At 61.1% G+C, this 21,062-nt stretch carries 22 protein-coding genes and 1 pseudogene; 9 read left to right on the top strand and 14 right to left on the bottom strand.

Annotated elements, in window-relative coordinates; all coding sequences use genetic code 11:
* Positions 1 to 118: 118 nt before the first annotated feature.
* The 5 genes and pseudogenes from JNB71_RS11185 to JNB71_RS11165 form a co-directional block, all read right to left on the bottom strand.
* Positions 119 to 358: pseudogene (locus JNB71_RS11185) on the bottom strand (BrnA antitoxin family protein).
* An 85-nt stretch (positions 359 to 443) separates the two neighbouring features.
* Complete coding sequence (locus JNB71_RS11180) at positions 444 to 1,424, bottom strand: bifunctional riboflavin kinase/FAD synthetase (RefSeq protein ID WP_220371860.1); 981 nt, start codon at positions 1,422 to 1,424, stop codon at positions 444 to 446.
* 132 nt (positions 1,425 to 1,556) lie between these two features.
* Positions 1,557 to 2,405: a TIGR01459 family HAD-type hydrolase gene (locus JNB71_RS11175; RefSeq protein WP_220371859.1), complete on the bottom strand. Its 849-nt coding sequence runs from the start codon at positions 2,403 to 2,405 to the stop codon at positions 1,557 to 1,559.
* A gap of 123 nt (positions 2,406 to 2,528) precedes the next feature.
* Positions 2,529 to 3,893, bottom strand: coding sequence for a chromate efflux transporter (gene chrA / locus JNB71_RS11170; RefSeq protein ID WP_220371858.1), 1,365 nt, complete (start codon positions 3,891 to 3,893; stop codon positions 2,529 to 2,531).
* Positions 3,886 to 4,719 carry a chromate resistance protein ChrB domain-containing protein gene (locus JNB71_RS11165; RefSeq protein ID WP_220371857.1) on the bottom strand — a complete coding sequence of 278 codons (834 nt, stop codon included), beginning with the start codon at positions 4,717 to 4,719 and terminating at the stop codon, positions 3,886 to 3,888. The genes chrA and JNB71_RS11165 overlap by 8 nt, the downstream gene beginning before the upstream one ends.
* A gap of 266 nt (positions 4,720 to 4,985) precedes the next feature.
* On the opposite strand from JNB71_RS11165, the gene groES reads away from it, so the two are divergent.
* From groES to JNB71_RS11150, 3 genes are all read left to right on the top strand, one after another.
* Entirely contained in the window at positions 4,986 to 5,282 is a 297-nt protein-coding gene (gene groES / locus JNB71_RS11160) for a co-chaperone GroES (protein WP_018330012.1), read from the top strand.
* A 65-nt stretch (positions 5,283 to 5,347) separates the two neighbouring features.
* Complete coding sequence (gene groL, locus JNB71_RS11155) at positions 5,348 to 6,991, top strand: chaperonin GroEL (RefSeq protein WP_220371856.1); 1,644 nt, start codon at positions 5,348 to 5,350, stop codon at positions 6,989 to 6,991.
* A gap of 722 nt (positions 6,992 to 7,713) precedes the next feature.
* Positions 7,714 to 8,163 (top strand): hypothetical protein, encoded by a 450-nt coding sequence (locus tag JNB71_RS11150; protein WP_220371855.1) that lies wholly within the window; start codon positions 7,714 to 7,716, stop codon positions 8,161 to 8,163.
* A gap of 10 nt (positions 8,164 to 8,173) precedes the next feature.
* Here the strand turns inward: JNB71_RS11150 and JNB71_RS11145 are convergent, their stop codons facing one another.
* The 7 genes from JNB71_RS11145 to JNB71_RS11115 form a co-directional block, all read right to left on the bottom strand.
* Positions 8,174 to 9,391: an NAD(P)/FAD-dependent oxidoreductase gene (locus JNB71_RS11145; RefSeq protein ID WP_220371854.1), complete on the bottom strand. Its 1,218-nt coding sequence runs from the start codon at positions 9,389 to 9,391 to the stop codon at positions 8,174 to 8,176.
* 120 nt (positions 9,392 to 9,511) lie between these two features.
* Positions 9,512 to 10,219 carry a glutathione S-transferase C-terminal domain-containing protein gene (locus JNB71_RS11140; RefSeq protein ID WP_220371853.1) on the bottom strand — a complete coding sequence of 236 codons (708 nt, stop codon included), beginning with the start codon at positions 10,217 to 10,219 and terminating at the stop codon, positions 9,512 to 9,514.
* Positions 10,220 to 10,367: 148 nt separating this feature from the next.
* On the bottom strand, positions 10,368 to 11,066 hold the full coding sequence (hisG, locus tag JNB71_RS11135) for an ATP phosphoribosyltransferase (RefSeq protein ID WP_220371852.1): 699 nt from the start codon (positions 11,064 to 11,066) through the stop codon (positions 10,368 to 10,370).
* Positions 11,063 to 12,199, bottom strand: a complete 1,137-nt coding sequence (locus tag JNB71_RS11130; protein ID WP_220371851.1) for an ATP phosphoribosyltransferase regulatory subunit — start codon at positions 12,197 to 12,199, stop codon at positions 11,063 to 11,065. The genes hisG and JNB71_RS11130 overlap by 4 nt, the downstream gene beginning before the upstream one ends.
* A complete protein-coding gene (locus tag JNB71_RS11125; protein WP_220371850.1) occupies positions 12,190 to 12,588 on the bottom strand; it encodes a VOC family protein in 399 nt (132 codons plus the stop codon). Before JNB71_RS11125 ends, JNB71_RS11130 begins: the two co-directional genes overlap by 10 nt.
* A gap of 250 nt (positions 12,589 to 12,838) precedes the next feature.
* Complete coding sequence (gene hisS, locus JNB71_RS11120) at positions 12,839 to 14,422, bottom strand: histidine--tRNA ligase (RefSeq protein WP_220371849.1); 1,584 nt, start codon at positions 14,420 to 14,422, stop codon at positions 12,839 to 12,841.
* A gap of 99 nt (positions 14,423 to 14,521) precedes the next feature.
* On the bottom strand, positions 14,522 to 15,151 hold the full coding sequence (locus JNB71_RS11115; RefSeq protein WP_220371848.1) for a helix-turn-helix domain-containing protein: 630 nt from the start codon (positions 15,149 to 15,151) through the stop codon (positions 14,522 to 14,524).
* A gap of 280 nt (positions 15,152 to 15,431) precedes the next feature.
* Here JNB71_RS11115 and JNB71_RS11110 point away from each other — a divergent pair, with 280 nt between their 5' ends.
* The 4 genes from JNB71_RS11110 to JNB71_RS11095 all read left to right on the top strand — a co-directional run bounded on the left by JNB71_RS11110 (position 15,432) and on the right by JNB71_RS11095 (position 17,043).
* Positions 15,432 to 15,848 (top strand): hypothetical protein, encoded by a 417-nt coding sequence (locus tag JNB71_RS11110; RefSeq protein WP_220371847.1) that lies wholly within the window; start codon positions 15,432 to 15,434, stop codon positions 15,846 to 15,848.
* 66 nt (positions 15,849 to 15,914) lie between these two features.
* Complete coding sequence (locus JNB71_RS11105; RefSeq protein WP_220371846.1) at positions 15,915 to 16,286, top strand: hypothetical protein; 372 nt, start codon at positions 15,915 to 15,917, stop codon at positions 16,284 to 16,286.
* A gap of 52 nt (positions 16,287 to 16,338) precedes the next feature.
* On the top strand, positions 16,339 to 16,725 hold the full coding sequence (gene copM, locus JNB71_RS11100; RefSeq protein WP_220371845.1) for a CopM family metallochaperone: 387 nt from the start codon (positions 16,339 to 16,341) through the stop codon (positions 16,723 to 16,725).
* 123 nt (positions 16,726 to 16,848) lie between these two features.
* Positions 16,849 to 17,043 (top strand): hypothetical protein, encoded by a 195-nt coding sequence (locus JNB71_RS11095; protein ID WP_220371844.1) that lies wholly within the window; start codon positions 16,849 to 16,851, stop codon positions 17,041 to 17,043.
* 19 nt (positions 17,044 to 17,062) lie between these two features.
* Here the strand turns inward: JNB71_RS11095 and JNB71_RS11090 are convergent, their stop codons facing one another.
* Positions 17,063 to 17,692 carry a DNA-3-methyladenine glycosylase I gene (locus tag JNB71_RS11090; protein WP_220371843.1) on the bottom strand — a complete coding sequence of 210 codons (630 nt, stop codon included), beginning with the start codon at positions 17,690 to 17,692 and terminating at the stop codon, positions 17,063 to 17,065.
* 252 nt (positions 17,693 to 17,944) lie between these two features.
* Here JNB71_RS11090 and JNB71_RS11085 point away from each other — a divergent pair, with 252 nt between their 5' ends.
* Together JNB71_RS11085 and JNB71_RS11080 are read left to right on the top strand one after the other, a co-directional pair.
* Positions 17,945 to 18,709 carry a L,D-transpeptidase gene (locus JNB71_RS11085; protein ID WP_220371842.1) on the top strand — a complete coding sequence of 255 codons (765 nt, stop codon included), beginning with the start codon at positions 17,945 to 17,947 and terminating at the stop codon, positions 18,707 to 18,709.
* A gap of 167 nt (positions 18,710 to 18,876) precedes the next feature.
* A complete protein-coding gene (locus JNB71_RS11080; RefSeq protein ID WP_220371841.1) occupies positions 18,877 to 19,569 on the top strand; it encodes a L,D-transpeptidase in 693 nt (230 codons plus the stop codon).
* Positions 19,570 to 19,746: 177 nt separating this feature from the next.
* Here the strand turns inward: JNB71_RS11080 and glcF are convergent, their stop codons facing one another.
* On the bottom strand, positions 19,747 to 21,054 hold the full coding sequence (glcF, locus tag JNB71_RS11075) for a glycolate oxidase subunit GlcF (protein ID WP_220371840.1): 1,308 nt from the start codon (positions 21,052 to 21,054) through the stop codon (positions 19,747 to 19,749).
* Positions 21,055 to 21,062 lie beyond the last annotated feature (8 nt).

Genomic DNA, 21,062 nt, shown 5'->3' with positions numbered 1-21,062 from the left:
ATGGTGGCCGGTTGTTTAGGACGTTTTCGGGCGAAAAGGAAGAGGCTTGCGACGGGCGCTGCAGGATTGCGCAAACCCGTTGCCGGCGTGCTTCGTGCCCGCCCGGGCTCGACGCGGTCTACGCGGCAGGCTTTGTCTGCATCACCGCCCGCAACGCGTCGTTGATGCGGTCCTGCCAGCCCGGCCCGTCCTTTTGAAAATATTCAAGCACAGCGCTATCGATCTTAATCGACACAAGCTCCTTCGTCTCCGGCAAGGCTCACCGTTCGATTGCAGTCGCCACCGGCTTTTTGGCCGGCTTGAACAATGCTTCAGAGGCATCCATCGGATTTACGGGCCGGCGCGGCGTATGGGCCATCGATCTATCTCATTCCTGTGGGGTTGTGTGACTTGGGTCGCGCAATACGCGACCAATTTGGCCCAAGCGTGAACCGGGGCGCGGCTTAAAACGCAATCTGCAGGTCGATCTCGCTGAGCGGCCGCACACCGGCGAGCAGCGCCCGCGCCTCCGCCTCATCCTGCTTCATCTGCACTACCAGCGGATCGAGACCGTCGAACTTCAATTCGTCGCGCAGATGGCCGAAGAAGGAGACGGAACAGATCTGGCCGTACAGATCGCCCGAAAAGTCGAAGACGAAGGTTTCGAGCAGGGCCGTGCCATCGCGGTCAACCGTCGGGCGCTTGCCGAAACTGGCAACCCCGTCATGGAGACTGCCATCGGCGCGGCGGAAGCGCACGGCGTAGATGCCGTTCTTGAGTTCGACTTCAGGGGGCAATTGCATGTTGGCTGTGGGATAGCCGAGCGTGCGGCCGAGCTTCTTGCCGCCGATCACTTCCGATTCCACCGTATAGCGATACCCAAGCATGCCGGCCGCCTGTGCGACGTCACCCTCGCCGAGCAGCCCGCGAATATGGCTGGAGGAGATCACCGAGGCGTTCTCGTCGCGAAAGGCATCGACCAGCGTGACGCCAAAGCCGTTTTCGCCGCCGGCCGCCATCAGGAAGGCGGGACCACCTTCCCGGCCCTTGCCGAAATGGAAGTCGAAGCCGGTCACGACGTGGCCGGCATGCAGCCAGTCCATCAGCACGGAGCGGATGAAATCGGAGGCGGAAAGCTCCGAAAACGTGCGGTCGAACGGATATTCGATCACGGCGGAAAAGCCCATGCCTTCCAGGATGCGGGCCTTGAGCGGCGCCGGCGTCAGGCGGAAGACCGGATGGTCCGGGCGAAAGACTGTGCGCGGATGCGGCTCGAAGGTCAGCACCAGGGCCGGAACGCGGCGCGCCCGCGCTTCCTCCAGCGCCCGGGTCAACACCGACTGGTGACCGCGATGCACGCCGTCGAAATTGCCGATGGCGATGACGCCGCCCCTCAAGGCTTGCGGCAATGGTTCGCGGGTCTCGTTGCGATGGAAAACCGTCATGTCCGTCACACCAGTCTCATCTCTACAGCACCGCGCCTTTTCAGGCGCGCAAAGGTCGCTACAATGCTTTGAAATTCTGCTAATTTTATCCTTAGTTCGAACCCGATTTAAGGAATTATTGCCAGCCTTTTTTCAAGCCAACCTGGGCATCCACCATTTCGGCGTGGCACCCTCGTTTTTCAGGAACGCCGCGAGTTTTGTCTCGTCCGTCTTTTCAGCATGCATGTATTCGAGCGCATGGATGCCCGCGCTGATATAGAGGACATCGAGGCCGAAATCCTGCGCGCCCTTGACGTCGGTCGGCATTCCATCACCGACGGCGACCACCCGTGACAGATCAATGCCGCCGCGAACGGCCTTTGCTTCCGACAAGGAGGCGCGGTAGATCGGCACGTAGGGCTTTCCGGAAATCCGCGTTTCGCCGCCCAGTTCCGCATAGACCTTGGCGATGGCGCCTGCGCAGGGAATGAGCCGATGACCGCGCTCGACGACGAGGTCGGGGTTGGCGCAGATAAAGGGCAGCTTGCGTTTGGCCATGCCAGACAGCGTTGCGCGATAATCTTCGGCGGTTTCTGTCTCGTCGTCGAAGAATCCGGCGCAAACGATGATTTCGGCATCCTCGGAAGAAACCAATTCGACACCGAGACCGTCGAGCAGCGGAAGATCGCGTTCGGCGCCGATGAAATAGATTTTCTTCGGCCCGGCGGAGATCAGCGCGCGGGTCACGTCGCCGGAGGTGACGATGCGATCATAGGCGCTATCAGGAACGCCGAGGCCTCGGATCTGGACGATGACGCCGGGATGCGGACGGGGCGAATTGGTGATGAGGACAACGGTAAGCCCCCTGGCGCGGGCCTCCGTCAGAGCTACGCAGGCTTCCCTGAAGGCGGCGACACCGTTGTGCAGGACACCCCAGACATCGCACAGAATAACATCATAGCGGTTTGCGATGTCGCGAAAACTGTTGATCCGAACGGCCATGCTGGCTTCCCGCAGAAAAAATATCCGGGGTGACATCGCAGGCAGGCGCCGAAAACACAAGACTCCTTGCGGAAATTGGCGACCGAATCCCAAGGAATCGGCCGCCAGAAGCCAACGGGCCTTCTAAAAGCTGCCGATCAGCCAGCCCGCGACAGCACAGACCACAAGCGTGGTCACGATCCCGCGCTTCAGCTTGAAGAGCAGCAGGACCGCCAGAAGCGTCAGCAGGAAGGCAGCAGGCTGAAACGTATGCCAGGCGGGAAGCGGCATCGAAAGCGGACCGCTCGCATACCGTCCCGTCTCCGAAAAAAGGACGTGCAGACCGAACCAGAGCGCCAGATTGAGGATGACGCCGGTGACCGCCGCCGAGATCGCCGCCAGCGCGCCTGAGAGCGCCCGGTTGTTGCGCAAGGTCTCGACATAGGGCGCGCCGAGGAAAATCCACAGGAAGCAGGGAATGAAGGTGACCCAGGTGGAAAGCGTCGCCCCCAGCAGGCCGGCCAAGAGCGGGTCGAGCCCGAGCGGTGCGCGAAACGCGGCCATGAAGCCGACGAAGGAAAGCACCAGCACCAACGGCCCCGGCGTCGTTTCGGCCAGTGCCAGTCCATCCAGCATCTCACCGGGCCGCAGCCAGTGATAGGTCTCGACGGCCTGCTGGGCGACGTAGGCAAGCACGGCATAGGCGCCGCCGAAGGTGACAACCGCCATCTTGGAAAAGAACAGTCCGATGGCCGTATAGACGTTGTCAAAACCGAGGATTGCGCCGACGACGACGAACGGCGCGATCCAGAGCGTCAGCCAGACGCCGAGAACGCCGATCGCCCTGCTCCAGGACGAGACGACGTCCGGGAAATTGCTGTCGATGACCGAGGGCCGGTCGGCCAAGGCCTGCTTTGCCGCCGCCATGGTCCTGCCTTCCGCCGATTGCGCATGGGAAGCGATGAAGCCGGCGACGCCGGCCGCCAGAACGACCAGCGGAAACGGCAGATCGAAGAAGAAAAGTGCAGCGAAGGCCAGAGCCGCGACGATCACCGCAAAGCGGGTCCTCAAAGCCCGGCGGCCAACCCGAATGACCGCTTCCACGACGATCGCCAACACCGCCGCCTTCAACCCGAAGAACAGAGCGGCGAGCCAATCCGTTTCGTGGAACAGTGCGTAGGCCGAAGAAAGGCAAAGGATAACGAAGAAACCCGGCAACACAAAAAGCGTGCCGGCGACGATGCCGCCGCGCGTCCCGTGCAACAGCCAGCCGACATAGGTGGCAAGCTGCTGCGCCTCGGGGCCCGGCAGGAGCATGCAGAAATTCAGCGCATGCAGAAACCGGCTCTCGGAAATCCAGCGGCGCTCCTCCACCAGTTCCCGGTGCATCAGGGCGATCTGGCCCGCCGGGCCTCCGAAGCTCAATACCCCGATCTTCGCCCAGAGCCTCGTGGCCTCGGCGAAGGTCGGATGCGCCGGGGGAGCCTCAATCTGCACGGCTTCATTCATGGTTCTTTGCCTTCTTCGCGACGTGCGACACCCATTCGTGTTTTTCCTGCGTGGCGTCACGTGCCCAGCGATAGAACGCGTCGTAGAATGTCATGCCCGCTTCCAGTTGCTCCAGATCGTCGGCAAACATCCGCGAGAGGCCGAGCGATGCCGCGAGCAGACCGGCGGCTTCGGGAACGAGATCGAGCCGGTCGGTATCGGCGGCTCGGACAATCAGGGAGAGATGCTGAAGTGCCGGAAATGTGAGACCGAATTCCTTGACCATCGTGTCGAAGGTGCAGTCCTCGTCCCTGTGGCTCCAAAAGACATTTTCGACGTCGAACGGCATGGCGTCGAACCGAGCTGCGACGCCTTCGACTTCCGTGGCCGCGACGAAGAGAAACGTCGCCGACGGATCGACGAAGCGGCGGATCAGCCAGGGGCAGGCTATGCGATCGATCTTCGGGCGAGCGCGCGTCACCCAGACCGTACCGCCATTGGCGTTTTCACCCGGCAGCGCCGCGACCGGAACGAGCGGCAGACCTGCCGCCCGCCATGCTTCGAACCCGCCTTCCAGCGCCTCCGCCTCGGCGCCGGCATTGCGCAGCCAGGCGGCGACGCCTTCGCTGAGCTTCTTGCCTTTCTGGCAAACGACAACGACCCAGCGGCCGCGATAATCCGCGCCCCACTGCCCCACGCTCTCGTAAGGGCGCCGGAAAGACGCCGGCAGAAGAAGCGGCTGCGCGGCGAAATCCTCCTCGTCGCGCACATCGATAACGACCGGGCCCTTGGGGGTGCCGATCAGACGGAGAAGCTTTTCGGTGGAAATAGCATTAAACGAGGCCATGATTTACGTCCTTTTCGGGGATTGGACGCGAAGTGATGGCATGACGCCTCGTGGGGCAATTCGCAAACCCCATGCGGCAATTAGACAAAAAAGCAGAAACCGAGTCAATCGAATTCCCGCCGCAAAGATTCTTGCCGGCCCATTCTTGACTCAATCAGCCGCCATCCTTATCTCGGGAGCGCTAGCACTCACACAACAGGAGTGCTAACATCCATCCATCGGGTCGGTTCACGATCCGTGAAGTCATTTGATCGAGGGATTAGACAATGACAACCACCAATTTCCGTCCTCTGCATGACCGCGTCGTCGTACGCCGCGTCGAGTCTGAAGCCAAGACCAAGGGCGGCATCATCATTCCGGACACCGCCAAGGAAAAGCCGCAGGAAGGCGAAATCGTCGCCGTCGGCACCGGCACCCGTGACGACAAGGGCGCGCTCATCGCTCTCGACGTCAAGGCTGGCGACCGTGTCCTGTTCGGCAAGTGGTCGGGCACCGAAGTCAAGCTCAACGGCGAAGACCTTCTGATCATGAAGGAAGCCGACATCATGGGCGTCATCGGCTGATCCTGGCCGGTTCTCTTCCTTTCAATCCATAAAACCAATTGGGCATCAGCCCGGGAGTTTTTAAAATGGCAGCCAAAGAAATCAAGTTCGGCCGCACCGCGCGCGAAAAGATGCTGCGCGGCGTCGACATCCTCGCTGACGCAGTGAAGGTAACGCTCGGTCCGAAGGGCCGCAACGTCATCATCGACAAGTCGTTCGGCGCACCGCGCATCACCAAGGACGGCGTCTCCGTCGCCAAGGAAATCGAACTCGAAGACAAGTTCGAAAACATGGGCGCACAGATGGTCCGCGAAGTTGCTTCGAAGACCAACGACATCGCCGGCGACGGCACCACGACTGCGACGGTTCTCGCTCAGGCCATCGTTCGCGAAGGCGCCAAGGGCGTTGCCGCCGGCATGAACCCGATGGACCTGAAGCGCGGTATCGACCTCGCCGTTGCCGCCATCGTCAAGGATATCGTTGCCAAGGCCAAGAAGATCAACACTTCGGAAGAAGTGGCCCAGGTCGGCACGATCTCCGCCAACGGCGAAAAGGAAATCGGCCAGTACATCGCTGACGCGATGCAGAAGGTCGGCAATGAAGGCGTCATCACGGTTGAAGAAGCCAAGACCGCCGACACCGAACTCGAAGTCGTCGAAGGCATGCAGTTCGACCGCGGCTACCTGTCGCCCTACTTCGTGACCAACCCGGAAAAGATGGTTGCCGAACTGGAAGACGCCTACATCCTTCTCCATGAGAAGAAGCTCTCCAACCTGCAGGCCATGCTTCCGGTTCTCGAAGCCGTCGTTCAGACCGGCAAGCCGCTCCTCATCATCTCGGAAGACGTTGAAGGCGAAGCGCTTGCGACCCTCGTCGTCAACAAGCTGCGTGGCGGCCTGAAGATCGCTGCCGTCAAGGCTCCGGGCTTCGGCGATCGCCGCAAGGCCATGCTGGAAGACATCGCGATCCTGACCGGTGGCCAGGTCATCTCCGAAGACATCGGCATCAAGCTCGAAAACGTCACGCTCGACATGCTCGGCCGTGCGAAGAAGGTTTCGATCTCGAAGGAAAACACCACGATCGTAGACGGCCACGGCCAGAAGTCCGAGATCGAAGGCCGCGTTGCCCAGATCAAGGGCCAGATCGAGGAAACCACCTCCGACTACGACCGCGAAAAGCTGCAGGAACGCCTTGCCAAGCTCGCTGGCGGCGTTGCGGTCATCCGCGTCGGCGGTGCAACCGAAATCGAAGTCAAGGAAAAGAAGGACCGTATCGACGACGCGCTCAACGCGACGCGCGCTGCCGTTCAGGAAGGTATCGTTCCGGGCGGTGGTACGGCTCTGCTGCGCGCTTCGACCCTGCTCAACATCAAGGGCGGCAACGAGGACCAGACGGCCGGCATCAATATCGTCCGCAAGGCACTGCAGTCGCTGGTTCGCCAGATCGCCGAGAATGCCGGTGACGAAGGTTCGATCGTCGTTGGCAAGATCCTCGAAAGCGGCACCGACAACTTCGGTTACAACGCCCAGACCGGCGAATATGGCGACATGATCGCCATGGGCATCGTCGATCCGGTCAAGGTCGTTCGCACGGCCCTGCAGAACGCTGCTTCGGTTTCCGGTCTGCTCGTCACGACCGAAGCCATGATCGCCGAACTTCCGAAGAAGGAAGCTGCCGGCGGCGGCATGCCCGACATGGGCGGCATGGGCGGCATGGGCGGCATGATGTGATAGGGCGTCTGCCTTATCACGAGTGACGACCATACAGCTTCGCCCATGATCCAAAGTGCTTCAGCGCGTCAAGCGCGCTGAAGTGGCGGCATGGGCGGCATGATGTGATAAGGCGTCTGCCTTATCACGAGTGACAACCTCTAAGGTTTTCCGGGTTTTCCGGACGAGAGAGGGCGGGCCGCAAGGTCCGCCCTTTTTTCGATCGGGACGCCAAAGTTGATCGAAGCCCCCAAGAAAGGTCAGCATCTACGGCATTTTACCATTGCCTAAAGGTGTGCGAATCATGTTCTGATTGCATTCACGAAAATGTCTTGCAATCGGAAATATCCACTCCCGGCGGCAAAATATTTATCGGAAGACGATTGACCGAAAGTAAAAGCAATTATAAACGCGGAAAAAGTGAAACTCAGACTCTTAAAATGTAATACTTATTGATATCGAAGACATGCATGTACATTTTTCCATATTTTCCATGCGAGCGCACAATTGCATCTTCAATTATAATACAAATTGATTTCGAATTGCCCCAAGATTTATTTTTTCCTGTCCGAACACCGGTCAGGGACTTGAAATTTGATCTGTGAATAAGCTATATATTGCAGGATCGGCAAACATATTTGCCGCGCCCTGATACTTGCTTGCAAATAGAAATTGTTTCTTTCGAACCCTTGATGGGAATAGGCGAATGAATTTCAGACTTTGCGCATATTTCGGGGTCGCCCTTGTTTAAGATCGCAAGAAGGGCTCCTTCGCCGTTTCCCGACGCAGTTTCCTTTACCATTGGCGAAAGCGGGCAGGAATTGCTGAACCAGTTCTGCTTCTCCGAGGGATGGATCGGCAATCTCTCGAACGGCTTGTTACAGCTGGGAGAAAACGCTGCGGCGATGCACGGCTTGCGTCGGCCGGAATGTGGCCTGCTTAATCTCGTGCGCTGTTATGACGGTGCCGACCGCGATCACGTTATACGGCTTTTCGAACAGGCGGCCGCAACGTCCTCATCCTTCTGCTTCTCGACCACCATCGTTCTGGCATCCGGCCAGCGGCGACCCGTGTTCTGCGTCGGCGAATCGAACGGGCTGGAACAGCGCTGTTCTGGATCCCTGCTCGGCGTCTTCTGCTTTCCTCGCTTCCAGCTGGAAAGCGGGAGCCGGATTTGCAGCCATTATCAATAGCGGCCGCGGTTCACGCCACCAGCGTTTTCAGATCGGCTTCGGGATTTTCGAGAACGGCGCGGTCGGGCGTCAGCCCGTGCTCAAGAAGCTTCTTGCCCGTCACATAGGCCTTCGCATCATTGAGCGCATCAACGGCAATCAGCTTGCCCTGCATGAAGTACCACACAGAGACGCTGCCCTCACGCTGGCCTTTGCGCACGATCGTTTCGTCGTGACCGAGGCCGAAGCCGGCGATCTGCAGCTTGACGTCATACTGGTCGGACCAGAACCAGGGGTTCGGATGATAAGGAGCCTCGCCGCCGGCAAGCAGCGCCGCCACCGCCTCAGCCTGATCGACCGCGTTCTGGACCGATTCAAGCCGGATACGCATATCCTTCCACGGCAGAACCGCACAGTCACCCATGGCGTAAATGGCTGGATCGGACGTACGCGAGAATTGATCGACGACAATGCCATTGGCGACCTCGAGGCCCGCGTCATGGGCGAGCGCGTCATTGGCGGTCACGCCGATACCGACGATCACCAGATCCACAGGGATCGTCGAGCCATCGGTCAATTCTGCAGCCGTCACATGTCCATCCGCGCCGGTCAACCGGACGAGCCCGGTGCCCTCGCGAATATCGACGCCGTGCGTCTTGTGGATCTCGCGCACGAGATTGGCGGTTGCTGCCGAGGCAACACGTTGCAGGATGCGGTCGGCCATCTCGATGACGGTGACGTCAAGCCCGCTCGATCGCGCCACGGCGGCCGCCTCCAGGCCGATATAACCGCCGCCGATGATCAGGGCATGCCTGCCGGGCTTCAACTCCTCGGCCAGGCGGTCGGCATCGGTGAAATCGCGCACGACGAAGACCCCGTCGAGATCGCCGCCGACGCCGGCCGGCAGTCTCCGCGGGGTCGAGCCCGTGGCAAGCGCCAGCACGTCATAGTCGACCTTCGAGCCGTCGCTCAGCGTCACGGTTTTGGCGGCGCGGTCGATGGCTGTGACGGTCGTTGAAAGCCGGACATCGACATTATGCTCGCCGTACCAACTCTCGGGCCGGTACAGCAGCCGATCGAGGGTCATTTCGCCCAGCAGATATTTCTTTGACAAAGGCGGCCGCTGGTAAGGGTAGCTTGCTTCCGCCGCAACAATCGTCACCGGACGCTCATCCTTCAGGGCCCGAAGCTTCGCCACCAGAGCAAAGGCGGCTTGACCGCCGCCTGCAATAACAAGTCTACCTGCCACGTTTGTTTCACCCGTCGAGAAAGCGTGTTTTGCCGAGACGTAGCCCGTCCGCCCAAGCCGCGTCAACCGCGCTGGTCGTCTCGGCCTTGCAGGCAGGGCGGACGGGAGGGAAAGATGCGGTCAATCGCGCCTGGGGATTTCCATGCCCCTCTGTGTCGCCGGGCGGCCGAGGCCGCGATCAACCCAGGCCATGACATTCGGGAAGCGCGCATATTCGAGGACATCGGCACCGCCGTAGAACTTGCGGGCACCCTCTATCCAGGGATAGGTGGCGATATCGGCGATGGTATAGTCATCGCCCATCAGCCACTGGCGGCCCTCCAGGCGACTTTCCAGAACATCGAGAAGCCGCTTGGCTTCATCCCGGTAGCGCTCCATCGGATAGGAATTGTTGGCGACCTTATCGGCAGCGAATTTGAAGAAATGGCCGAACTGGCCAAACATCGGCCCGACACCGCCCATCTGGAACATCACCCAGCAAAGCGTCTCGTAGCGAGCGGCAGCACCGGTCGGGATCAATTTGCCGGTCTTCTCGGCAAGATAGACGAGAATGGCGCCGGACTCGAACAGGCCGATCGGCTTGCCGTCCGGGCCATCGGGATCGATGATCGCAGGGATGCGGCCGTTCGGATTGAGGGAAAGGAATTCCGGCGACTTCTGGTCGTTGTTGCCGAAATCGATCCTGTGCGCCTCGTAGGCGAGACCGAGCTCTTCCAGGGCGATGGAGACCTTCACTCCATTCGGCGTCGGCAGCGAATAAAGCTGGATGATATCGGGATTTTTGGCGGGCCAGCGGCTGGTGATCGGGAAAGCGGTTAGATCGGACATACGGGACTCCGTGAAGTGGGAGCCCCTATGTAGGATGGCCGTGTTCAAAATGTCAGGCGGGCGTGCTTATTTTTGGGTGCGTTTTTTCAATCGGCGCGTGGATGCTGGCTTGTACGCGTGCGATGAGCTTCGACAGGTGCGCGAGCCCCTATGCGAGGGCACCGTTCACCGCTTCGATAATCCTCGCCACCAGCGTATCGCCCTCATGCTCTGCCTTGCGCGCTCGCACGAGGCAGGCCTCGGATTTTAAGATGATGCCGTCTGACAGGATTTTCAGGTGGTTGGCTTTGAGGGTAGACCCCGTCGAAGTGATGTCGACGATGATATCGGCCGAGCCCGAGGCGGGCGCACCTTCGGTGGCGCCCAGGCTTTCGACGATGCGGTAAAGCTGGATGCCGTGCTTGGCGGAGAAGAACTGCTGGGTGAGCCGCCAGTATTTCGTGGCGATCGCCAGCCGGCGCCCGTGACGCGCGCGGAAATCGGCGGCGACGTCGCCGAGATCGGCCATGGTATCGACATCGAGCCAGATTTCCGGGACGGCGACGACGACATCGGCATGGCCGAAACCGAGCCGGGCGCAGAATTCGACGCGGGCGTCAGCCTCCGCAAGCCCCTCACGGATCAGGTCCTCGCCGGTGACGCCGAAATCGATCGTGCCGTTGCCGATCTCGCGGGAAATTTCGGAAGCCGAGAGGAAGGCGATCTCGACGTCGTCCAGACCTTCGACGCGGCCGCGGTAGGACCGCTCGTTGCCGACGGCGACGATCTTCATGCCGGCTTTCTCGAAGATGGCGGAGGCGTCGTCCTTCATCCGGCCCTTGGAGGGCAGAGCGATGGTGATGGTCATCGGGCGGCCTCCCCGTCTCGCGCCAGCGCCTGTTCGATCCGGTCGAGCCAGAGCGCGAAACCGACGGCCGGAATACGCTCCCTGGCGCCGAGCAGCGTCATCAGCCGGTCGAAGCGGCCGCCACCGGCGAGAACCGCCGAGGAGCCGTCGATGACGATTTCGAAGACCAGGCCGGTATAATAATCGAGCGGCCGGCCAAAGGCGGCGCGGTAGGTGAGAAGCCCCGGATCGACGCCGGCATTGCCGAGGGCCGCCACGCGCGCATCGAAGCGCGACAGGGCGCCGTCCAGCGCCAGGCCGGATTTTGCCGCAAAAGCAAACAGCGCCGCTGGTGCTTCGGCAAGCGGTATGCTGAGCGACAGGAATTCCCGCAGGAGGCCAAGTGTGCGCCCATCGAGCGCGGTCTTTTCCAGCGCCCGCTTCTCCTTCAGCCTTGCGGCAATCTCCTTCGGGCTCCGGCTGGCATTGGTGGAATAGCCGGTCGCTTCCATGGTCTCGTCGAGATGGGCGATCAGCGTCGCGTCATCGCCCGACGCAAGCAGCGCCTCGATCTGCGGACTGAGGCCCGCCACCGGCTGCGGGCTTGAAAGCCGCGTCAGCAAGGAATCGATCTGTGCGGAATTGCCAAAGGCATGGATCAGCCGCTTCTGCCATCCGGCCGGCAGGCCGCAGGCGGCGACCACCGCTTCGAAGACCGATTGGTCGCCGAGCGTCACCTTGAGGTGCCTGCCCGGCAGCCGTGCCGCGAGGATCTCGATGGCATCGCTGATCGCACGGGCATCGGCGCCGGCCACATCCGTCTCGCCCAGATCCTCGATGCCGGCCTGATAGAATTCGTTGGCGCCTTCCCGCCGCTGGCGGAAAATCTCGCCGAGATAGGAATAACGCCGCGGCGTGCCGGTCGCCGTCTCGATGTGGCGCAGGCAGACGGGAATGGTGAATTCCGGGCGCAGGCAGAGACTCTTTCCCGTCTCGCTCTCGGTCATGAAGATGCGGCGGCGCAGGTCTTCGCCCGCCATGTCAAGGAACGGTTCGGCCGGCTGGATCACCGGCGTATCGACGCGCAACGTTCCCAGCCGCTCGAAATCGGCCAGCAGATCGGCAGCAAAGGCTGGGAGGTTGATCAGGGGCATGGGCCGACAGTTTTCCTTAAAGGCACCAATGGTTGGATCAGTTCGATGCGGTTGCCGAACGGATCATAGACATAGACCCGCTCATATTCCTCCAGCGGCTCATCTTCAACAACCCGGCAGCCCGCTGCCTTCAGCTTTTTCGCCAGGGACGCGACATCGTCAACCAGGAAAGCCGGGTGAGCCTTGAGCGCAGGTCGAAAATCCACTTCGACGCCCAGATGAACCTTCAGTGCGCCCGCCTCGAACCAGCAACCGCCACGTCCCGCCAAGTTGGCTGGCTTCGGCCGCTCGGGAATACCGAGCAGACCGGAATAGAATGCGCAGGCCCGATGTTCTCCACCCGCCGGCATGGCAAGCTGAACATGATCAATGGCAAGGAGCCTTACCATCGGCGTTCTGCCCCGGGGGAAGGTTCGCGATATCCTCCTCTGTCACTGCGTGACATATCCCCCTCAAGGCCGGAGATAGGGCATTTCGCGCGAAGGAGGCCCCTCATCCGCCCTGCCGGGCACCTTCTCCCCGTTTTGACGGGTAGAAGGGACGAGCGGCAACCTCCGTAGTCCCCTCTCCCCGCCTGCGGGGAGAGGGCTAGGGTGAGGGTCAATTTCGACACATCAAAGGAGACCGCCATCGGCATGCTTAATCCCGTCCTGCCCGCGCCCGGTCCTCGGCCTGCACCGCCAGCATCTCGCGCACCTTGGCGACGAGGTCGCCCTCAGGCACGGAGACCTGCGCCACGCGGGCCTCGCGCCATGCGACGTTGTCCTCGATCTCGCCTGACAGGCGCTTGCCCTCGATCAGGTCCTTGATCTGTACCACGCCCTGCGCGCGTTCGTCGCCACCCTGGATGATGGCGAGCGGCGAGCCGCGGCGGTCGGCATATTTCAGCTGGTCGCCGAAATTCTTCTTGTTGCCCTGGTACATTTCGGCGCGGATGCCGGCGTGGCGCAGCTGTTGCGTGAACTGCTGGTACTTGCCGAGGCTATCCGTGTCGCGGTCCATGACGCAGACCACGACCGGTGCGATCACCTCTTCCATGCCGAGCTTGCCGAGATTCTTCAGCGCCGTCATCAGGCGCGAGACGCCGATGGAAAAGCCGGTCGCCGGAACCGGCTGGCCCATGAAGCGCGAAACGAGGCCATCATAACGCCCACCGCCGCCGACCGAACCGAAGACGACCTTTTCGCCCTTCTCGTTGGTGACGGCGAACTGGAGTTCGGCTTCGAAGACCGGACCGGTGTAATATTCGAGGCCGCGAATAACGGACGGATCGATTTTAATTCGATCCGAGTAATAGCCCGCGCTTGATACCAGTGCATGTATCAGTTCAAGCTCGGCGAGGCCCTCGCGGCCCGCAGTAGATCCCTCAACGATTATTCGAAGCTCATCGAGTGTCTGCGTCAACAAATAATCGTCTTTTCTAAAAGGGGCACGATCTTCACGGAAATCGCGGCCTGAATTCAACTTTTTAGCCGTCTCAATAAAGTTATGGATTTTGGAAATTTGATCCGTCTGCAACCCGGCGCCTTTCGTGAAGTCGCCTGACTCATCCTTGCGGCCCTCACCCAGGAGTTTGGCCACATCCACCCAATCAAACTTATCAAGCTTGTCCAGTGAACGAAGAACGATCACCCTCCGCCCGGCATTCTCCTCCCCGCCGAGCCCGATCGCCTCAAGTACGCCGTCGAGCACCTTGCGGTTGTTGACCCGGATCACATAGTCCCCGCGCTTGATGCCGAGCGCTTCCATCGTGTCGGCCATCATCATGCACATTTCGGCATCGGCCTGGACGCCGGCGGCGCCGACCGTGTCGGCGTCGAACTGCATGAACTGGCGGAAGCGGCCCGGACCCGGCTTCTCGTTGCGGAAGACGTAGCCGGCGCGGTAGGTGCGGTAAGGGAGCTGGATCTCGTTGAAGTTTTCCGCGACGTGACGGGCAAGCGGCGCGGTCAGGTCGTAGCGCGCGCTCATCCACTGCTCGTCGTCATCCTGCAGCGAGAAGACGCCTTCGTTCGGGCGGTCGGCGTCGGGCAGGAATTTGCCGAGCGCATCGGTATATTCGAACAGCGGCGTCTCGACCGGGTCGAAGCCGTAGCGCTCGTAGACTTCGCGGATCTTGCCGGTCATCTCATCGACGGCGCGGATATCGGCGGCGGAGCGATCGACGAAGCCGCGCGGCAGGCGGGCTTTCAGCTTCTGGGGCTTCTTCTTTTTATCATTCATGGAGGTCCGCACTTTCAGCGTCGATCGGTCACAAGAAATTGGCGCTTTCCCTATCCGATCAGGGCCAAGGCGGCAAGTCTCTGCGCGGTTTCAAGCAGCCTAAAGCGGCCGCGACAGCGTATCCCAGTTATGGACCACCGCGCCCTCGGCCATCGGCGCCTGGGCCTGCGGGATGAGGATCGAATGGGTGTCGCCGCGGATGACGCCCTTCAACTCCGACTGGAAGCTGATCCGCTTGAACTGCACGAAGCCGTCCGGAATGGTCGTCATCGACATCGAGGCCCCGCCGTAGAAGTCGATGCTGGCAAGTTCGCCGGCCTTGAGGCTGGAAACGATGGCGCGATCCTCGATGAAGTCATGGTAGAGTCCGGTCATGTAGCGGCGGATGCTCTTGCCGACCATCGCCCGCATCTGCGGCGTTTCGGCAAATTCCTGCCGCGAGCCGGCGAGATAGCGGATATCCTCCCCTTCCCAGAGGTTGCGGCTGTCACGCGCATTGACGATCGAGCGCAACAACACGTTACCGGCATAAACATCGGCGCGGCGCAGGAAATCGATGATCGCACCGGTGGCGCGCAGGTCTGGCGTCGAAATGCCGCGCTCCCAGCGCGAAACCGTCGGCAGGGAAAAGCCAAGCTTCCAGGCGATATCGCTCTGGCTCAGGCCCGCCTTCAGCCGGTAGTCCCGAAGCTGCCTGACCAACTCGCCCTGAATCAAAAATGTCGACATTCGGTGTTTTCCGAAATCCTGGATTGCGTGACGCGCTCAATCAAAACCAAGAGGTTAGCAAATGATCAATCCTTGGCATTTAAGTTGCGGTTTTTGTGCATTATTTTCAATTTCGTGGGGAGCGTTTCGCGCAGGCTGCCACGGAGCGATGAGACAAGAACAATTCTTTTTTCCCGGCGGGTAAAGCCCTATTTCGCGGCGCGACCAGCTTAATGGCAAAAACTGTCTCGTTTTCGCAAAAGCCGTCCGTGCGGCGGGAGAGCAAGGAGCGGAAGACGGCATGCTGCAGTTGATGAAACCAGGATTCGCCACGATCCTGCCCGAAGACAGCCGCGCCCACGAAGAATGGGCCCAGACACTGGTAGGACGGAACTATCTTGTCGAAAGATGGCATTGCGACCTTTCGACCGGCATCTTTGCCATCGGCGAGATTACGAAGACCCGACACGGCCTCGGCGACACGCTCTGCGGATTGTTCGACATCATCCGCAACTACCATGAGGATCATCACAAGACAGTACTCAACATCCTCGAAGAGGCCACTGCTGCAGCATCCTCCTTCTGCTTCTGCACGACGCTGCAGGAAGAGAGTGGCGCCACGACGCGGGTCTTTTGCGTCGGCACCTCGACCTTGGGCGCTCCACCGTCCGACGGGCGCATGCAGGGCATCTTCGCCTTCGCACCGGCGGAGGGCTAAATAGTCCTTTCAGGGAAGCGCGCGGCCGGCCTTTTCTTCGGTCGGCCGCATCCCTATGTTGGCGGCATGCGCGCCTTCGTTCTCATCGCTGCCCTTTTCTGTGCCCTGATCAGCGGCTGGACGGCTTCGCTCGCCCGGGTCCAGGATCTGGGCGGCATGGTGACGATGGATCATACCCGCGCATCCAAGGACCACGGCGCCGCTGCAACCTCTGGCCTGGATCACTGCGCGCCCAAAGCGAAAAACTGCGATCATCATCCACCGAGCGTGCATCCGCTGCTCTGCGCGGCCTGTTTCGCCGTCGTCCTCGACACGCCTGATCTCGGCAGGGTCGAGCCTGCCGGCTCGGCGATCCGCCCGCGGCCGCCGAAGCCGCTGCGGGCAACCGCCCTCGAACCGCGATTCCCACCTCCCAAGACATTACTCACGGCTTCCTGAACGCGGAACAACTCCGCATTTACGATTTTTCAGAAACGAAAGAGAGCACCAGATGTCTCTGAAATACCTCATGGCCGCCGCTGCGCTGGCCCTAACCTTCACCGCCTCCGTCGCCGCGCAGGAGATGGATCACAGCAAGATGGATCACGGCTCCATGCAGATGAGCGAGCCGAAGGGCGATGCGGGTCCGTCGAGCAAGGCCTTTGCTGCGGCCAATGCGAAGATGCATGAAGGGATGGACATCACCTTTACCGGCAATACCGATGCCGACTTCGTGCGCGGCATGATCGCCCATCACCAGGGGGCGATCGACATGGCGAAGATCGAGCTTGAATACGGCAAGGATGCCCGTTTGCGCAAACTTGCCGAAGACATCATTTCCGCCCAGGAAGCGGAGATCAGGATGATGAAGGAATGGCTCGCCAGGAACGGCGGCTGATCCTCCATTCATAAAGAGCGGCGCCGGAGCTTGTCTCCGGCGTCTGCGCAACACCTCTTTTCGCCCCACGTTGACCGGAGACAATGACAGGCACATAATTCCATCAGGGTGTGGGAGGACATCATGAAGGTCTTCAAGAATATTGCCGGCATCTTCGTCATATTGCTCGGCGGTCTCTGGATGTTGCAAGGTTCCAATATCATTACTGGCAGTCCGATGTCGGACAACAAGGAATGGCTGGTGATCGGCGCGCTTCTGGTGATCTTCGGCGCCGGCCTTCTCTACCAGAACAACCGGCCCACCTCCCCCACCTACTGAAACGCGGCGCGACCACGTCTCATGGGCGCGCAAATGACGCCCGCATCTCCTCGACCCTTTCCCGGCAATAACACCCCTCGATGTGATCGTTGACCAGCCCCATCGCCTGCATGAAGGCATAGACCGTGGTCGGGCCGACGAAGGTCCAGCCGCGTTTTTTCAGATCCTTGGATATCATGACGGAGGTCGGGGTCTTTGGATTGGCCGCTATCGCCTCATAGGTGACGGCCTTCGGCCGCTCGTTGGCGCCCGGCTCATGGCTCCAGAAATAGCGCGCGAGCGTGCCGAACTCGGCTCTCAATTCCTGCGCCCGCTTCGCATTGTTGATCGTCGAGACGATCTTGCCGCGATGCCGGACAATGCCGGTGTCCGCGAGACAGCGTTCGATATCGGCGTTACCGAAGGTGGCGACCACATCGAAGTCGAACCCCGCGAAGGCGGCGCGGAAGGCTTCACGCTTCCTGAGGATGGTCAGCCAGGACAGGCCTGACTGGAACCCTTCGAGGCAGATCTTCTCGAACAGCCGGATATCGTCGGCCATTGGCCGGCCCCATTCTTCGTCATGATAACGCTGGTAATCCTCCAGATTGGCATGCCAGGCGCAGCGGTCGCGACCGTCCTCGCCGGTGATGATACCCCTTGCCGTCACGCGTTTCTCCCTGCTTTTCGGCGCTTTACCATTTGCCAACCATAGCCCTAAAGCGGGTGATAACCCTACCCAAAGCTTTATCGTTTGGAATGCCTTTTAATGAATGGCCATTTACCATTCGCTCGCTCACCGGTGCCACCATCGCCGCATTCCGCCAAACCTATTGGCGTTCCTATCCCCGCCCGCCCTGCGCCAGCCCGGCGGACGGCGGAGCTATGAGACAGTCCCGGCGAAAGGTAGTGAGTCCGCCCGATGATGAAGAAAACCCTGATCCTTGCCACATCCCTGTTCGTTGCATTTTCCAGTCTTGCGGAAGCGCAGGACCGCTATCAGAACCGCCCGCCGGTCATCATCAGCCCAGATCTGACAGCTCCCTGGGTCACCCAGCTCGGCGGCAGCGTCCAGCCGGTCGTCTACCGTCAGCAGCGCCCTATAGACGCTCAGAGCGAGCGTGCCACCCGAAAACAATATCTTCTCCAGCGCCGTGCCAAACGCTCCGGCGTTTCCGTCGCGCAGCCGGTCGCCATGGCCCGCGCCCAGAAGCCGGCGCAGCGCCCGCTCGATCCGCAATTCCTGCCCCAAACGGTTGCCTATGAAACGCAGGAAAAGCCCGGCACGATCGTCATCGATACCAACAGCCGCTTCCTCTATCTCGTCACCGGCAAGGGGCAAGCGCGGCGCTATGGCGTCGGCGTCGGCAAGCCGGGCTTCGAATGGGCCGGCGTCCACAAGGTGACCCGCAAATCCGAATGGCCGGCCTGGACGCCGCCGTCCGAAATGATCGCCCGCGAAGCGGCCAAGGGACATTATCTGCCAGCCAGCATGGAGGGCGGCCCGGCCAATCCGCTCGGCGCCCGCGCCATGTATCTCGGCTCGACGCTCTACCGCATCCACGGCACCAATGCTCCCTGGTCGATCGGATTTGCCGTCTCGTCCGGCTGCATCCGCATGCGCAATGAGGACGTGGTCGACCTCTACGAGCGGGTCAAAATCGGTACCAAAGTCGTCGTGATCTAAGCCGTCTCTTAACCGCCGAGAAGCCAATACGTGGCCTTTCGGCAACAGCAGCTCCCGACGTAACAGGTATAACGACCCGATTTCCCCTATCCAAGACGCGTTAGACTTGCGTAATACGCGTTATTGAATAGCGTCTCACAGCTTGACAGGATGAGGGAAATCTATCGATGAACTATGCCTTGCAGACATTGGCCGCAATCGGGTTTGCGGCCGCTGTTACTTTCGGCGCGTCGAGCGCTTCGGCTTTCATGCCGGGTCAGTCCGCAGCCACGCAGTCCACGCCGGACGTGACGCTGGTAGCGATGGAAAAGAAGCCGGCGAAGAAATTCTGGCGCACCAAGGTGCGGCTTACGACCGATGAGGCGCCAGGCACCATCATCGTCGATACCAACAATAAATACCTGTATTACATCGAGGGTCCAAACAGAGCCACCCGCTACGGCATCGGCGTCGGTCGCGAAGGCTTCGGCTGGTCGGGCGTCGTCAAGGTGCAGCGCAAGGCGGAATGGCCGGGGTGGACGCCGCCGCCGGAAATGATCATCCGCGAACGCAAGAAGGGCCGCATCCTTCCGGCCTACCAGGAAGGTGGCATCGCCAATCCGCTCGGTGCCCGGGCGCTCTACCTCTACAAGGGCAAGAGCGATTCCGGATTCCGCATCCATGGCACCAACCAGCCCTGGACGATCGGCCAGAGCATGTCTTCGGGCTGCATCCGCATGATGAACAAGGACGTCGAACACCTCTACGAGCGTGCCGACATCGGCACCAAGGTGATCGTCATCGGCCCCGGCAACAAGCAGGGCGATGTTTCCTATGACGATCGCGGCGTCGACATCCTTCGCACCATCTTCGGCGGCTGAGGGTCCAAGCTCCTCTTCTCCCCGCCGGGGAGAAGTGCCGAGCGCATGCGAGGCAATGAGGGGGGTTCTCGGCGATCTCGGTGCCGGCCGTCCCCCTCATCCGGCCCTTCGGGCCACCTTCTCCCCGCTGGGGAGAAGAGGGAAAATGCCGCAAATCCAGATGCCTTAGCTCTCCCCTCAAGGGGCGGGTGAAAGAGCGACCGGTTTTTCACCGCCATAGGCCCAGTCGAGCAGTTCCACCGTGTGCAGGATCGGCATCCTGGTGGCGGTGGCGATCTGGGTGATGCAGCCGATGTTGCCGGTGGCGATGATATCGGCCTTCGTCGCCTCGATGTTTTTCACCTTGCGCGCCTTCAGCATCGCGGAAATCTCCGGCTGCAGGATGTTGTAAGTTCCGGCCGAACCACAACAGAGATGCCCCTCCGCGGGATCGCGGACGGTAAAGCCGGCGTTCTTCAACAGCAGCTTCGGTGCAACAGTGATCTTCTGGCCGTGCTGCATCGAGCAGGCCGAGTGATAGGCGACCGTCACATTCTTCGCCTCCTGCCGCGGCAGATCGAGGCTTGTCAGATATTCCGTGATGTCCTTTGCCAGCGCCGACACCCGTGCGGCCTTTTCCGCATAGGCCGGATCAAGGCGCAGCATGTGGCCGTAGTCCTTGATCGTCGTGCCGCAGCCGGAGGCGGTGATGACGATCGCATCCAGCCCCCCTTCGTCTGCCGCCTTGATCCAGGCATCGACATTGCGGCGGGCAGCGGCGAGCGCCTGTTCTTCGCGGCCCATGTGATGGACGAGCGCTCCGCAACAGCCCTCGCCGTCCGGCACCACGAGCTCGACACCGAGCCGCGTCAGGAGCCGGATCGCGGCCTCGTTGATTTCCGGCTTCAGAACGGGTTGCGCGCAGCCCGTGAGAATGGCGACGCGGCCCCGCTTTTCAGCGCCTGCCGGCCGTATTCCCGGCTGCGCTGCGTTGGACAGTGGCGCTATGCGGCGCGGCGCCAGATCGAGCATGACGCCAAAGGCCTTAAGCGGCGGCACCCGCCTGAGCAACGCGGCAAAGGGCCGGCCGAGGCGGGCAGCCCTGAGCGCCAGGCGGAAGCGTGAGGGATAGGGCAGGATCGCCGCCAGCGCGGCCCGCACCAGCCGATCCTTCAGCGGCCTTTTGTAGGTGTTTTCGATATGGACGCGGGCGTGATCGACCAGATGCATATAGTTCACGCCGGACGGACAGGTGGTCATGCAGGCAAGACAGGAAAGGCACCGGTCGATATGGGTCACCACTTCCTCGTCCGCCGGGCGGCCGTTTTCCAGCATGTCCTTGATCAGGTAGATGCGCCCGCGCGGGCTGTCGAGCTCGTTGCCGAGCGTCACATAGGTCGGGCAGGTGGCCGTGCAGAAGCCGCAATGCACGCATTTGCGCAGGATCGCCTCGGATTCTGCGACATGCGGATCGGCGAGCTGGGCGGCGGTGAAGTTGGTTTGCATCAGCAACA

It is taken from the genome of Rhizobium herbae, from assembly GCF_019511375.1.
GTDB classification, from domain to species: Bacteria; Pseudomonadota; Alphaproteobacteria; order Rhizobiales; family Rhizobiaceae; genus Pararhizobium; species Pararhizobium herbae_A.
Note: the sequence above shows the minus strand (reverse complement) of the source record. Positions and strands in the feature narration are given on the sequence as shown.

What these genes read in the sequence shown, in the direction of transcription:
- JNB71_RS11180 (WP_220371860.1), bottom strand. Translation starts at nt 1,424, where the DNA reads ATGACGGTTTTCCATCGCAACGAGACCCGCGAACCATTGCCGCAAGCC.
- JNB71_RS11175 (WP_220371859.1), bottom strand. Translation starts at nt 2,405, where the DNA reads ATGGCCGTTCGGATCAACAGTTTTCGCGACATCGCAAACCGCTATGAT.
- chrA (WP_220371858.1), bottom strand. Translation starts at nt 3,893, where the DNA reads ATGAATGAAGCCGTGCAGATTGAGGCTCCCCCGGCGCATCCGACCTTC.
- JNB71_RS11165 (WP_220371857.1), bottom strand. Translation starts at nt 4,719, where the DNA reads ATGGCCTCGTTTAATGCTATTTCCACCGAAAAGCTTCTCCGTCTGATC.
- groES (WP_018330012.1), top strand. Translation starts at nt 4,986, where the DNA reads ATGACAACCACCAATTTCCGTCCTCTGCATGACCGCGTCGTCGTACGC.
- groL (WP_220371856.1), top strand. Translation starts at nt 5,348, where the DNA reads ATGGCAGCCAAAGAAATCAAGTTCGGCCGCACCGCGCGCGAAAAGATG.
- JNB71_RS11140 (WP_220371853.1), bottom strand. Translation starts at nt 10,219, where the DNA reads ATGTCCGATCTAACCGCTTTCCCGATCACCAGCCGCTGGCCCGCCAAA.
- hisG (WP_220371852.1), bottom strand. Translation starts at nt 11,066, where the DNA reads ATGACCATCACCATCGCTCTGCCCTCCAAGGGCCGGATGAAGGACGAC.
- JNB71_RS11130 (WP_220371851.1), bottom strand. Translation starts at nt 12,199, where the DNA reads ATGCCCCTGATCAACCTCCCAGCCTTTGCTGCCGATCTGCTGGCCGAT.
- JNB71_RS11125 (WP_220371850.1), bottom strand. Translation starts at nt 12,588, where the DNA reads ATGGTAAGGCTCCTTGCCATTGATCATGTTCAGCTTGCCATGCCGGCG.
- hisS (WP_220371849.1), bottom strand. Translation starts at nt 14,422, where the DNA reads ATGAATGATAAAAAGAAGAAGCCCCAGAAGCTGAAAGCCCGCCTGCCG.
- JNB71_RS11115 (WP_220371848.1), bottom strand. Translation starts at nt 15,151, where the DNA reads ATGTCGACATTTTTGATTCAGGGCGAGTTGGTCAGGCAGCTTCGGGAC.
- JNB71_RS11110 (WP_220371847.1), top strand. Translation starts at nt 15,432, where the DNA reads ATGCTGCAGTTGATGAAACCAGGATTCGCCACGATCCTGCCCGAAGAC.
- JNB71_RS11105 (WP_220371846.1), top strand. Translation starts at nt 15,915, where the DNA reads ATGCGCGCCTTCGTTCTCATCGCTGCCCTTTTCTGTGCCCTGATCAGC.
- copM (WP_220371845.1), top strand. Translation starts at nt 16,339, where the DNA reads ATGTCTCTGAAATACCTCATGGCCGCCGCTGCGCTGGCCCTAACCTTC.
- JNB71_RS11095 (WP_220371844.1), top strand. Translation starts at nt 16,849, where the DNA reads ATGAAGGTCTTCAAGAATATTGCCGGCATCTTCGTCATATTGCTCGGC.
- JNB71_RS11085 (WP_220371842.1), top strand. Translation starts at nt 17,945, where the DNA reads ATGATGAAGAAAACCCTGATCCTTGCCACATCCCTGTTCGTTGCATTT.
- JNB71_RS11080 (WP_220371841.1), top strand. Translation starts at nt 18,877, where the DNA reads ATGAACTATGCCTTGCAGACATTGGCCGCAATCGGGTTTGCGGCCGCT.
- glcF (WP_220371840.1), bottom strand. Translation starts at nt 21,054, where the DNA reads ATGCAAACCAACTTCACCGCCGCCCAGCTCGCCGATCCGCATGTCGCA.